The sequence below is a fragment of the Aggregatibacter actinomycetemcomitans genome, from assembly GCF_023518055.1.
In the GTDB taxonomy this organism is placed as follows: domain Bacteria; phylum Pseudomonadota; class Gammaproteobacteria; order Enterobacterales; family Pasteurellaceae; genus Aggregatibacter; species Aggregatibacter actinomycetemcomitans.
Map to the genome: position 1 here is coordinate 1,361,603 of NZ_CP085096.1, position 13,660 is coordinate 1,375,262.

At 45.4% G+C, this 13,660-nt stretch carries 7 protein-coding genes; 3 read left to right on the top strand and 4 right to left on the bottom strand.

What is annotated here, in order from left to right; translation table 11 throughout:
- Positions 1-76: 76 nt before the first annotated feature.
- Positions 77-631, top strand: a complete 555-nt coding sequence (locus tag LIN98_RS06880) for an NAD(P)H nitroreductase (protein WP_005567208.1) — start codon at positions 77-79, stop codon at positions 629-631.
- Between the two features lie 427 nt (positions 632-1,058).
- Here LIN98_RS06880 and lpdA read toward each other — a convergent pair whose 3' ends face one another.
- The 3 genes from lpdA to aceE all read right to left on the bottom strand — a co-directional run bounded on the left by lpdA (position 1,059) and on the right by aceE (position 6,933).
- Positions 1,059-2,483: a dihydrolipoyl dehydrogenase gene (lpdA, locus tag LIN98_RS06885; protein ID WP_033000536.1), complete on the bottom strand. Its 1,425-nt coding sequence runs from the start codon at positions 2,481-2,483 to the stop codon at positions 1,059-1,061.
- 93 nt (positions 2,484-2,576) lie between these two features.
- A complete protein-coding gene (aceF, locus tag LIN98_RS06890; RefSeq protein ID WP_005589918.1) occupies positions 2,577-4,190 on the bottom strand; it encodes a pyruvate dehydrogenase complex dihydrolipoyllysine-residue acetyltransferase in 1,614 nt (537 codons plus the stop codon).
- Positions 4,191-4,275: 85 nt separating this feature from the next.
- Positions 4,276-6,933: a pyruvate dehydrogenase (acetyl-transferring), homodimeric type gene (gene aceE / locus LIN98_RS06895; RefSeq protein ID WP_005567205.1), complete on the bottom strand. Its 2,658-nt coding sequence runs from the start codon at positions 6,931-6,933 to the stop codon at positions 4,276-4,278.
- 392 nt (positions 6,934-7,325) lie between these two features.
- On the opposite strand from aceE, the gene tehB reads away from it, so the two are divergent.
- Positions 7,326-8,186, top strand: a complete 861-nt coding sequence (gene tehB / locus LIN98_RS06900) for an SAM-dependent methyltransferase TehB (protein WP_025298364.1) — start codon at positions 7,326-7,328, stop codon at positions 8,184-8,186.
- Positions 8,187-8,338: 152 nt separating this feature from the next.
- Here the strand turns inward: tehB and malT are convergent, their stop codons facing one another.
- Positions 8,339-11,053, bottom strand: a complete 2,715-nt coding sequence (gene malT / locus LIN98_RS06905) for an HTH-type transcriptional regulator MalT (RefSeq protein WP_014167758.1) — start codon at positions 11,051-11,053, stop codon at positions 8,339-8,341.
- Positions 11,054-11,225: 172 nt separating this feature from the next.
- Here malT and malP point away from each other — a divergent pair, with 172 nt between their 5' ends.
- A complete protein-coding gene (malP, locus tag LIN98_RS06910; RefSeq protein WP_014167757.1) occupies positions 11,226-13,616 on the top strand; it encodes a maltodextrin phosphorylase in 2,391 nt (796 codons plus the stop codon).
- Positions 13,617-13,660: the final 44 nt, after the last annotated feature.

Below are 13,660 nucleotides of genomic sequence, written 5' to 3' on the forward strand. Positions count from 1 at the left end.
CCGGTACAATAAACCGCTGAATTCAAGAAACTATGTTATAATCCACCGCACTTTTCACATTAAAAGGATAAAGCAAATGGACGCATTACAATTACTCACCGAACGCAGTTCGGAAAAAAAACTCAACGCCCCCGCCCCGACGCCTCAACAATTGGATCTGATCTTTCAGGCAGCATTACGCGCGCCGGATCACGGCAAACTGCAACCTTATCGTTTTATCGTCATTGAACAAGCCAAAATGAATAACTTCAGCGAGTTACTAAAAGATGCCGTGCAGGAATTCGACCTTGGCGAAGAACGCTTGAAAAAAGCGGAAAATCTGGCTACCCGAGCACCAATGATTATCGGCGTGGTGGCGAAATTGGATCCGAGCATTAAAAAAGTGCCGAAATGGGAGCAGTTACTCTGCGCAGGTTGCGCCACTTACGCCATTCAACTGGCCTCCAACGCCTTAGGCTTTAAAAATGTTTGGATCAGCGGTCCGTGGCTGGACGGTGCCGCATTGCGTGAAGCTTTCCACTGTTCGGCACAGGACAAAATTATCGGTTTCGTCATGATCGGTTCCGCCGAAGAAAAAACGGAACGGGAGAAAAAAGCCGTTAATTGCAGTGAGTTGGTCAGTTATTTCTAAATCGTTTTTATTCACGCACAATACAGCCCTTCCGGGCTGTTTTCTTTTTCGCCCCTGTTCCAAAAGTGCGGTCATTTTTATTGGCGTTTTATATCCCCTTATTTTCATAAGGGATTTATTCTTATCATATAGAAATACCCCATAATTAGTGACTCTCAACGTATTGAGAACTATACACAACAGGTCGTTACCTAGCATGACGATTTAATCAAACGTTGCCCCACGTGGTAAACCCAAGTATTGAGATAAATCACCCATTAACCCATCACAGCTGACCATTGCCAATCGCAGCAAACAAACTGCAGATTTTTCACTCAATTCCGACCGCACTTTATTTGTTTGATAAAGTGATTTTCATCGGTTAACTGAATTATACTTACAATAAAAGCCTTCCCAACGGAAAGGCTTTTATTTTTAATGAAGCAAATTATTTTTTCTTCGCTTTTGGATTAGGTAAGTCGGTGACCGACCCCTCAAACACTTCGGCCGCAAGACCGACAGATTCGTGTAAAGTCGGGTGGGCGTGGATAGTCAATGCGATGTCTTCCGCGTCACAACCCATTTCGATGGCAATACCAATTTCGCCTAACAATTCACCGGCATTGGTGCCGACGATGGCGCCGCCAAGTACGCGATGCGTGTCTTTATCGAAAATCAGTTTGGTCATACCGTCGGCGCAGTCGGAAGCGATTGCACGACCGGAAGCTGCCCATGGGAAGTTTGCGATTTCGTAGTTTACGCCTTCGGCTTTACATTCTTTCTCGGTTTTACCTACCCACGCTACTTCCGGCTCGGTGTAAGCGATTGACGGGATCACTTTCGGGTCGAAATAGTGTTTTTTGCCCGCAATCACTTCGGCGGCAACGTGACCTTCGTGTACCCCTTTATGTGCCAACATCGGTTGACCTACGATGTCACCGATAGCAAAAATGTGGGAAACGTTGGTACGCATTTGTTTGTCAGTACGGATAAAACCGCGTTCATCAACGTTTACGCCGGCTTTTTCCGCATCGATTAATTTGCCGTTCGGGGTACGACCAATCGCCACCAACACTGCATCATAACGGTTAGTGATGTTGCCCGCTTTGCCTTCCATAGAAACGTAAATACCGTCTTGTTTGGCTTCTACTGCAGTCACTTTGGTTTCAAGCATTAAGTTGAATTTTTTCTCGATACGTTTGGTGAAGATTTTGACGATGTCTTTGTCCGCCGCCGGAATTACCTGGTCGAACATTTCTACCACGTCAACTTTTGAACCCAAGGCTTCATATACAGTACCCATTTCCAAACCGATGATACCGCCACCCATGATTAACAAATCATTCGGCACTTCACGCAAAGCAAGGGCATCGGTGGAATCCCAAACACGCGGATCGTGATGAGGGATGAATGGAAGTTCAATCGGACGTGAACCCGCCGCAATAATGGCGTTGTCGAATTTCACGCTGGTGACGTTACCGTCTTTGTCGGTCACCGCTAAAGTGTGGAAATCGGCAAATTTGGCTTCGCCTTGCACCACTTGCACTTTACGCATTTTCGCCATGTTCGCCAAACCGCCGGTTAAGCGGGAAACCACGCCTTCTTTACCGGCACGGATTTTGTCTAAATCGATTGTTGGCTCGGCAAATACCACACCGTGATGTTCAACGTGTCTCGCTTCTTCAATAATTTTCGCAACGTGCAATAAGGCTTTAGACGGAATACAACCGACGTTTAAGCACACACCGCCAAGGGTGGAATAACGTTCTACAATGACGGTTTCTAAGCCTAAGTCGGCACAACGGAAGGCGGCGGAATAACCGGCAGGGCCTGCACCAAGTACAACCACTTGGGTTTTAATTTCTTTACTCATTTTTACCTCGTAAAAACGTTGAAATTTCTGACCGCACTTTTCGGCGATCAGTGTCAATGTAACAACGCCCCTCAATGCGAGAGGCGTAGCAAATTACATAATTAAACGACGTAAGTCGGCTAATACGGAACCGATGTAGCTGATGAAGCGTGCACCGTCCGCACCGTCAATAACACGGTGGTCGAAGGATAAGGAAATCGGCAGGATCAAGTGCGGCACAAATTCTTTACCGTTCCAAACCGGTTCCATAGCGGATTTGGAGACACCCAAAATCGCCACTTCAGGTGCATTCACGATTGGTGCAAAATGTGTTGTACCAATGCCGCCAAGGCTGGAAATGGTGAAACAACCGCCTTGCATATCCGCTGCGGTTAATTTACCGTCACGGGCTTTTTTGGACACTTCCATCAATTCACGGGAAAGCTCGATAATGCCTTTTTTGTTGACATCTTTAAAGACCGGTACAACTAAACCGTTCGGCGTATCTACCGCCACGCCCACATTGATGTATTTTTTCAGGATCAAACGTTGGGCATCTTCGGTAATGGAGCTGTTGAAACGCGGGAAGGCTTCCAACGCTTTGGCAACGGCTTTCATAATGAAGACCACAGGGGTGATTTTCACGCCCAGTTTTTGTTTTTCAGACAAGGCGTTTTGCTCTTTACGGAATGCTTCCAACTCGGTGATGTCCGCTTTATCGAAATGGGTAACATGCGGAATCATGACCCAGTTACGATGTAAATTCGCACCCGAAATCTTGTTGATACGACTTAATTCCACTTCTTCGATTTCGCCGAATTTTCTGAAATCCACTTTCGGCCACGGTAACAAGCCTAAACCGGCACCATTCGCCGCGCCTGTTGCCGCAGCACCGCTTTCCAAAGCTTTCACGGCGGCTTTCACATAGGCTTGAATATCTTCTTTTAAAATACGACCCTTACGACCTGTGCCTTTTACTTTATCCAGGTTCACACCGAATTCGCGCGCTAAACGACGAATCACCGGTGTGGCGTGCGCATAGCTTTTCGCACTTTCAACATCCGCTTGGGAAGAAGATGCGGCTGCCGGCGCGGAAGCCTGTGCTGTCGGTGCAGGTACAGCTTGTGGTACTGCTTGCTCAGTCGGTGCCGGCGCTGCAGCAGGCGAAGAAGCTACCGGAGCAGCTGCAGGCGCACTGCCCGCCGTTTCAAAACGCATGATTAACGTACCTGTGGACACTTTATCGCCGGCTTTGATAATAATTTCTTTAACGATACCCGCCACCGGTGCCGGTACTTCCATAGAAGCCTTATCACCTTCAACATTAATAATGGATTGATCCACTTCAACACGATCACCCACGTTCACCATCACATCGGTCACGTTCACTTCGTCACCGCCGATGTCAGGTACATTAACATCCACCACTTGTGCGGCGGCAGGCGCGGCTTGCGGTGCAGGTGCCTCAGCTTGAGGCGCTTGAGCCGGTGCGGCATCGGCACTATCTAACACCAACATCGGCGTGCCGGTAGTCACTTTGTCGCCCACTTTTACTAAAATTTCTTTTACCACGCCCGCTTCCGGTGCCGGCACTTCCATAGAAGCCTTGTCACCTTCAACATTAATAATGGATTGATCCGCAGTGATGCTATCTCCAACGTTTACCATCACTTCGGTTACGGTAACTTCATCACTACCGATATCCGGGATTTGAATTTGTTTAGCCATTTCTTTTTTACCTTTAAAAATGTTTTTAAAACCGACCGCACTTTTCATGCCGAGCACTAAAGTGCGGTGGTCTTTTCGTGTATTTTTATGCGTATAGCGGGTTCAATCTTTCAGGATCGATACCGTATTTAGCGATTGCTTCGGCAACAACTTTCTTATCAACCGAGCCTTCTTGCACCAACACGTTTAATGCCGCAACAACGACGTGGTGCGCATCGACTTCAAAGTGATCGCGTAAGTTTTCACGGCTATCGGAACGACCGAAACCGTCGGTACCTAACACATGGTAGTGTTTAGACGGCACATAGGCACGAATTTGCTCGGCAAACAGCTTCATGTAATCCGTTGCCGCCACTGCCGGTTTGTCGTTCATCACTTGCGCAACGTATGGCACACGTGGCGTTTCGGTTGGGTGTAACATATTCCAACGTACCGCGTCGGCACCTTCGCGAGCCGCTTCAGTGAAAGACGGCGCGCTATAAACATCAGAACTGACGCCGTAATCTTTCGCTAAGATTTGAGCCGCTTCGCGAACATGACGTAAAATCGCGCCGGAACCTAATAATTGTACGGCGCCTTTACCTTTGCCCTCAACGCTTTCAAATTTATATAGACCTTTACGGATACCGTCTTCCGCACCGGCAGGCATTGCCGGTTGGTCATAAATTTCGTTTAAGGTGGTGATGTAATAGAACACATCTTCTTGTTTTTCGCCGTACATACGGTGGATACCATCCTGCATTATTACCGCCACTTCATAAGCGAATGCCGGATCATAAGACACGCAGTTCGGAATGATTAAGGATTGAATATGGCTGTGACCATCTTCGTGTTGTAAACCTTCACCGTTTAATGTCGTACGACCTGATGTACCGCCGATCATGAAGCCGCGCGCCAATTGGTCGCCCGCTGCCCACAATAAGTCGCCCACACGTTGGAAGCCGAACATAGAGTAATAAATAAAGAACGGAATCATCGGCACATTACTGATGGAATAAGAGGTTGCCGCAGCCAACCAGGAAGATGTCGCGCCTAATTCGTTGATACCTTCTTGCAATACCTGACCGTCTTTCGCTTCACGATAGTACGCCACGAGGTCGCGGTCTGAAGGAACATAGTTTTGACCGTGCGGGTTATAAATACCCACTTGACGGAACAAGCCTTCCATACCAAAAGTACGGGCTTCATCCGCAACGATCGGAACAATGTTTTTACCGATATTTTTGTCTTTCAATAAGGTATTTAGGAAACGGACGAATGCCATTGTAGTTGAAATCGGACGTGGTTGTGCGCCTAACAACGGTGCGAATTCGCTAAGCTCAGGCACCTTAAATTCAACGTCAAATTTCGGTTGACGCGCCGGTAAATATCCTTGTAATGCTTTACGATGTTGGTGCAAGTAATTGTACTCGTCCGAACCTTCAGGGAAGGTCATGTAAGGCAGTTTTTCCAAATCTTCGTCTTTCACCGGAATATGGAAGTAATCACGGTAGGCTTTAAGGCTATCCATAGACATTTTTTTGGATTGGTGCGCAGTGTTTTTACTTTCTGCTTCGGAAATTTTATACCCTTTCACGGAATGCACTAAAATCACCACCGGTTTGCCCGCTGTTTGCGCTTTCTTGAATGCGGCAAAAACTTTCTTCGAATCATGACCACCGCGTCTTAACGCCCAGATTTCATCATCTGTCATGTCGGCAACTAAAGCGGCAGTTTCAGGGTAACGACCGAAGAAATGCTCGCGCACATAGGCACCATCTTTTGATTTGAAAGTCAGGTAGTCCCCGTCAACCACTTCCATCATTAATTGGGTTAATTTGCCTGTGGTGTCTTTGGCGAATAATTTATCCCAACCGCTACCCCACATGACTTTAATCACTTCCCAACCTGCGCCGACGAATAAACCTTCTAATTCTTGAACGATTTTACCGTTACCGTTTACCGGTCCGTCTAAGCGTTGTAAGTTACAGGAAATCACAAAAATTAAGTTATCCAAATGTTCACGGGCGGCAAATGTCAATGCACCTTTAGATTCAATTTCATCCATTTCGCCATCGCCCAGGAAAGCATACACTTTTTGATCAGCCGTATCTTTCAAACCGCGATTTTCCAAGTATTTTAAGAAACGGGCTTGATAAATCGCATTGACCGGACCTAAACCCATAGATACTGTTGAGAATTGCCAAAAATCAGGCATTAATTTCGGATGCGGATAAGAAGACAAACCTTTGCCGTGCACTTCTTGACGGAAATTGTCTAATTGGTCTTCGGTCAAACGACCTTCTAGGAATGCGCGCGCATACATACCTGGTGCAGCGTGACCTTGGAAGAAGACCAAATCGCCGCCATTTTTCTCGGTTGCGGCTTTGAAGAAATGATTAAAACAAACTTCATAAACCGTTGCAGCAGATTGGAAAGTAGATAAGTGACCGCCTAAATCAAGGTCTTTTTTCTGACCGCGCAACACCATCATCACAGCATTCCAGCGGACATAAGAACGAATACGACGCTCAATGTCTAAATTTCCCGGATACTCGGGCTGTTCAGAAACCGGGATCGTATTCACGTAATCTGTAGTAATCCCTGTCGGCAAAGAAACGCCACCAATACGAGCTTGCTGCATCACTTGATCAATAATGAACTGCGCACGCTCAACACCTTCTTCACGAATTAACGAATCAATTGCTGCCAACCAATCGTTAGTTTCGATCGGATCTACGTCATTTTTTAACAATTCTGACATAGCTTTTTCCTTATCTTTGTTAAGTTAGAAGTACGTTTAACCTACTTTTGTAGAAATTAAACAACGAATTGATAACTAAAATATGTTTAATCTGTCAAAAATTCTTATACAATTTCTGTACAAAAAACAGACATTACAAATTTTTAACAAATAATACGAATCTTATTAGATTTTTTGAAAAAATGATAGCGGTTTTTCACGCTAAGCCAGAAAATATCCTATTTGCCGTTCATTTTTAAATAATCACAAATTGGTATAATTTGCCAAAGTAATCAAAAAAATGACCGCACTTTATCGATTTTATTTACCCGTCACATAATGCGCATAAAATATTGCATAGCAAAGCAAATTAACCTACTATTACACTCAACTATTTTATGTTGGAAAAGAAAATGCAAAGCGAGCTGATTTCTTATAAAAAAATGCCTGTTTGGACTAAACACACATTGCCCAAAATGTTTCGGGAAAAACACAACACCAAAACCGGCACTTGGGGAAAAATCACTGTCTTAAAAGGAAAATTAAAATTTTATGTACTGACCGAAGACGGCGATTTGCTCAGCGAGCATATTTTCACCCCACAAGATGAAACGCCTTTTGTGGAACCGCAACTTTGGCACCGTGTAGAAGCACTATCAGACGATTTAGAATGTTTCCTTGAATTCTATTGTACAAAAGAAGACTATTTCAGCAAAAAATACAACATGACTGCCACCCACGGCGATGTGGTGGATGCTGCCAAAATCATCAAACCGTGCAAGGTGTTGGATTTAGGCTGCGGACAAGGACGTAATTCCCTTTATTTAAGTTTGCTCGGTTATGATGTGACCTCTTGGGATCACAATGAAAGCAGTCTCATGTTTTTAAATGAGATCAAAGAAAAAGAAAATCTGAATATTCAGACCGCACTTTACAACATCAACGATGCCAATATTCAAGAAAACTATGATTTCATCGTTTCCACGGTGGTCTTCATGTTCCTGGATCGCGACCGCATGCCGGTAATTATCGAAAATATACAAGACCGCACCAACCCGAATGGTTATAATTTAATCGTTGCCGCCATGTCTACAGCGGAAGTCCCTTGTCCACTGCCGTTTTCTTTCACCTTCGCCGAAGAAGAATTAAAACAATACTACAAAGACTGGGAATTTCTTGAGTACAACGAAGACATGGGCGAATTGCACAAAACCGATGAAAACGGCAATCGAATTAAAATGAAATTTGTGACAATGTTGGCAAGAAAGAAATAAGCTCAATAGGTTAGAAAAAGTGAGTTAAAACCTGATAATACTGGTATGGGGTTCACCCACTTCTTTGAATTTATGAGCAAAAATTGATAAAAACAGCCTTGTTTGTCTGCTATGTCATTAAGTTTTCTAAAGCCACCGCACTTTCCTTCTAACTATATATACCCCATCAGCTTCAACAAATCTTTCGTATAAGAAATGGCTTCACTACGGTTTGCCACGCCGATTTTTTGGTAGAGATTACGGATGTGGGTTTTGATAGTGGTGGTTGCCACTTGCAGTTCATCGGAGATTTGTTCATTGCTGTAACCGGAATAAATCAGCCCCAGTACCTGCCACTCCCGTTGCGTGAGCGGGCTGATTTTGAGCAACTCGGGCACTTGCGGATTGGCAAGCAGCTTGGCGACGAACTGTTCATCGAAATGAGCGAATTTATGACGGTAATATTGATTAATGTTTCGCAAAATAAATTGCGCTTTATGCAAAGCAAGTTCGTCCAATACGTTTAATTGCAGCAAATGGCGAATTTGTTGCGCCATCATCTCCCCTTCAATCACAAAGGCGCTGATGAAATTGGTTTGACGCGCCAAACGCAACGCCTCGATTAAATCCTTTTGCGCTAAATGTTTTTCGTTCTGCAGGAAATACCAACGGTTACGCAATATCAAGGCACGGTTTAAATCGCTGGTGAGATGATATTCTTCCGCCGTGGCGATGAGTTTATCCAGAATCTGTTTGGCTTCTTCAAACTGCCCCACCAACATTTGCGCACGCACGATATTGCGCCATTGAACCTGAGTAAAATGATTACGATCAGTTGCCGGCGGCTGATTTTGAATCAGCCAATTGTGTGCTGCTTCTTCGTCATTAGTCATTTGCCATAAAAATAATTTCACCTGATCCACATTTGCCAGCCAGTCATGATGATGGTTATAGGCATTTTGCAACTGCTCCGCTTCCCGCAATAAACGGGTGGCATTGTCCAAGTCGCCGCGCACTAGGGAAATTTTGCTCAACAAAGCAATGCACTGTAATTTATCTTTCGGTTCATTCAGCACGGCGATACCCGCATTTGCCATGGCTTCCGCTTTATCCAGATTGTACCACTCCCACAGAATACGCCCTTTCAGTCGGAGTAAAAACTCGTACATCGGCACTTTTTGCAGATGATTTTCTTTCACGAATAAACCGGCTTTGTCCAGCATATCGTAAGCAGCTTGCAGGAAACCTTGCGCCATGAGAATTTCCGATTGTTGCAACAGCGACCACAAAATATTGTGATAAGCGTGATGTTGACGTGCCATTTTTTCCGCACCTTGCAACATAATTAACGCTTCGTTAAGGTTGCCGTAACAATGGTAAGCTTCGCCGATAATGGAAGTTGCCACAATACGTGCATAATAATAATTCTCTGATAAATCGGCTAGCGCTTTAGAAGCCAAAGAGAAGGCAGTATTCTCATCTCCGCTGTTAATCGCCACCTGTGCTTTCAGCACGTCAAATTCTGCCTGATTTTCTTTGCTCATTTGTACGTTATGTTCAGCCAAGGCATCCTGAAAATGAGCAAAAATACCGGACACTTCTACATGACGGTGTTGACTTTGTACCAACCACGCCTTCAGTAATACCAAATTCGGGTGTTGAATCAATACTGCATAATCAACGCGATTCAAACTTTCTTCCAGTAACTTCAATTCACCTTGATGAAACAAATACCAGGCGTGCTGTTGTAAAATCACCAATAATGTGGACACATCGCTTAACTGCATGGCGTGATAAAGCGCTTCGGTAAAATAGCCCAGTTTTAACCAGGCTTGGGCGGCGCGGCGGTGCAATTCTTCCAGTTGTTCCGTTAATTCCAGTTCGCAACAATGCGCCAAGAAAGAGGCAAACAGCGGGTGGAAACGCCACCAGTTGTCGTCAGAATCCATTTGCTGAATAAACAGACCCTGCTTTTCCAATTCTTCCAGTTTGCGGCGGCTATTGGTCAAACCTGTGACTTCTTTTACCAGATTCTCATTCATGGAACGCAAAATGGAACATTGCAACACGAAGGTGCGGGTCTCGTTATCCACATGATTCAGCACTTCATCGCTTAGATATTCGTTAATGTGGAAATTATTTAATTTTGCCAGCCGTTTTTCCATTTCCTGCAACGGCAACACGCCACCGGATTTATCCATTGCCTGTTTGGCGGATAAGCTAATCAGCTGAAGTGCGGTCGGCCAGCCTTCCACTTCGTTACATAACGCAATGATTTCCTGTTCCGGCAGTCCATTTCCTAAACGGGATTGGAAAAAGGCGAGGGATTCCTGATGATTAAAAGAAAGCTGATGCATATCAATTTCCAGCAATTGTTCCTGCACCCGCAAGCCGGCAATGCCAAACGGCGGTACGGCGCGGGAAATGAGAATCAGCGTCATGTTTTCCGGCTGATGGCGAATCCAATACTTTAATGCGTCATGAATTTCGTCATTATCGATCAAGTGGTAGTCATCGATAATCAAATAGAAATGTTCCTTGAAATCCAAGACCTTCATCAGCAACTGATTTAACGAAGAAAGTAAATTCGCCTGATTAAACCCTTCTTCAACCATCGGTGATTTCGCGCCGATAGCACGATACAACGCCGCGCTGAAATAGGTGGCGAAACGTTCCGCCTCATTATCGCTTTCATCTAAAGAATACCAACCGACATTTTTCTGCCCGGCGACCCATTGGGAAATTAAGGTGGTTTTGCCATAGCCTGCCGGCGCATGAATCAGCACCAGCGGATAAAGATGCGCCTTGTCCAGCAAGCGGGTTAAACGATCCCGTTGAATACTGTTTTGCAGGCGATAAGAACAAATTAACTTTGATGGAATTAACATAATTTTAATCGTGAATTGAACTATAACGAAAGAAGGAGGATTTCTCCTACCTAGTCTAACGAATTACTTCCTTGTTGTCATACCGGCAAGATTATAGCAGGGAGGATTTCGTTTTACTTTGATTAAACATAATAAAACCACGAAATAAATTGATTAATCAGGAGCCCCTTTTATGCCTAAACAACGAACCTATGACAACGCATTTGATGCGATTGTCAAAAAATATTGCCGTTATTTTGATGTGCAATCAGCCAAACAATTCGCCCTCGACCAATGGTATCGCGTGATTGCCGAAGGCACTCTCGAACTGGCTTATGGCAAACCTGCAGCGAAAAAAAGCGGTCGCCATGTGAATTATCTTTCCATGGAATTTTTAATCGGTCGAATCACCGGCAATAATTTGATGAATCTCGGTTACTACGACGACATTAAAGCCTATTTGGCAAAATACGATGTGGAACTGGTAGATGTGTTGGAACAGGAGCGGGATCCCGCATTAGGTAACGGCGGTTTAGGTCGTTTGGCGGCGTGCTTTTTGGATTCCATGGCGGCGCTCGGACAAAACGCCACCGGCTACGGCTTGCATTACCAATACGGTTTATTTAAACAATCTTTTGAAGACGGTATGCAAAAAGAAAACGCTGATCTGTGGTCGCGCAACAGCTACCCATGGCACCGTTATAACCCGTCCAAAACGCAAAATATCGGCTTCGGCGGTAAAATCACGCCGATTAAAGGCGACAAATACGCTTGGGAGCCGAAACTCATCATTCAAGGCAAAGCCTTTGATTTGCCGATTGTCGGCTATAAGAATGATGTCCTCCAACCGCTGCGTTTATGGCAGGCGGACAGCGAACAATCATTCGATTTGGCGTTGTTCAACGACGGTAAATTCCTTAACGCGGATAAAACGATCGTCAATGCCACCGCACTTACTCAAGTGCTCTACCCGAACGACAACCACAAAGCGGGACAAAAATTGCGCTTAATGCAGCAATATTTCCACTGCGCCTGTTCCGTCGCCGATATTCTGGCGCGCCATTTTGCCGAAGGTCATGCGTTGAAAGACTTCGCCAAATATCAAGTGATTCAACTGAACGACACCCACCCGACCCTTGCCATTCCGGAATTAATGCGCGTGTTGTTGGATGAGCATGATCTCAGCTGGGACGACGCCTGGAAAATCTGTTCCCACACCTTTGCTTACACCAACCACACCTTATTGCCGGAGGCCCTGGAACAATGGGATCAACGTTTATTCAAACAATTACTGCCGCGCCATTTCCAAATTGTGGAAAAAATCAATAACCTCTTCCACGAAAAAGTGCGGTCGAAATTCGGTGCGGATCCGAAAGTGTGGGAAAAATTGGCGATTCTGTTCGACTACCGCGTGCGTATGGCGAATCTGTGCGTAGTGACCTGTTTCAAAGTCAACGGCGTAGCGCAAATTCACTCGGATTTGGTGGTCAGTGATTTGTTCCCGGAATACCACAAACTGTTCCCGACCAAATTCTGCAACGTCACCAACGGCATTACACCGCGTCGCTGGATCCAACAAGCCAACCCGAAATTAAGCGCGCTGTTGGATAAAACCCTGAAAAAAGACTGGGCGAAAGATCTGGAGTTGCTCAAAGGCGTGGAAAAATTTGTGGACGATGCGGCGTTCCGTGAAGAATATCGCGCCATTAAACATCACAATAAAGTGGTGTTAGCCGATGAAATTCAACGCACTTTAGGCTTCACCGTGAATACCGATGCGATTTTCGATATTCAAATTAAGCGTTTCCACGAATATAAACGCCAGCATCTGAATCTGTTAAACATTATCGCTACATACCAATCGCTGAAAGCCAATCCGAATCAGGATTACACCCCGCGCGTGTTCGTGTTTGCCGGTAAAGCGGCGCCGGGCTATTATCTGGCGAAAAATATTATTCACGCCATTAACAATGTGGCGGAGGTCATCAATAACGACAAAGCCATGAAAGATCGCCTGCAAGTGGCGTTCCTGCCGGATTATCGCGTCAGCCTGGCGGAAAAAATCATTCCGGCGGCGGACGTGTCCGAGCAGATTTCCATGGCGGGTAAAGAAGCCTCCGGCACCGGCAACATGAAGCTGGCGCTCAACGGCGCATTGACCTTAGGCACATTGGACGGCGCGAATGTGGAAATCGCCAAAATGGTGGGTGAAGAAAACGTGTTTATTTTCGGCCACACCGTAGAAAGCGTGCGCGAGTTATTAGCGAAAGGCTACAAACCGCGCGATTACTACAAACGCAATCCGGTGTTAAAAAGCGCTATGGATTTCTTAACCAAAGGCAAAGTCTGCCATGGCGACAAACAGATGTTTAAACTGATGCTGGACAGCCTGTTGAAGCATGACCCGTTCCTTGTACTTGCGGATTTCGACAGCTATGTCAACGCGCAACAAAAAATCGGCGAAGCCTATTTGGATCAGGATACCTGGTTACGCAGCGCCATTTTAAATACCGCACGTTTAGGCATGTTCAGCTCCGATCGTTCCATCCGCGATTATCAACAACGAATCTGGCTGAAAAAATGACCGCACTTTTTAGCGAACGATAAAAAACTCTGATGGCGCACGTT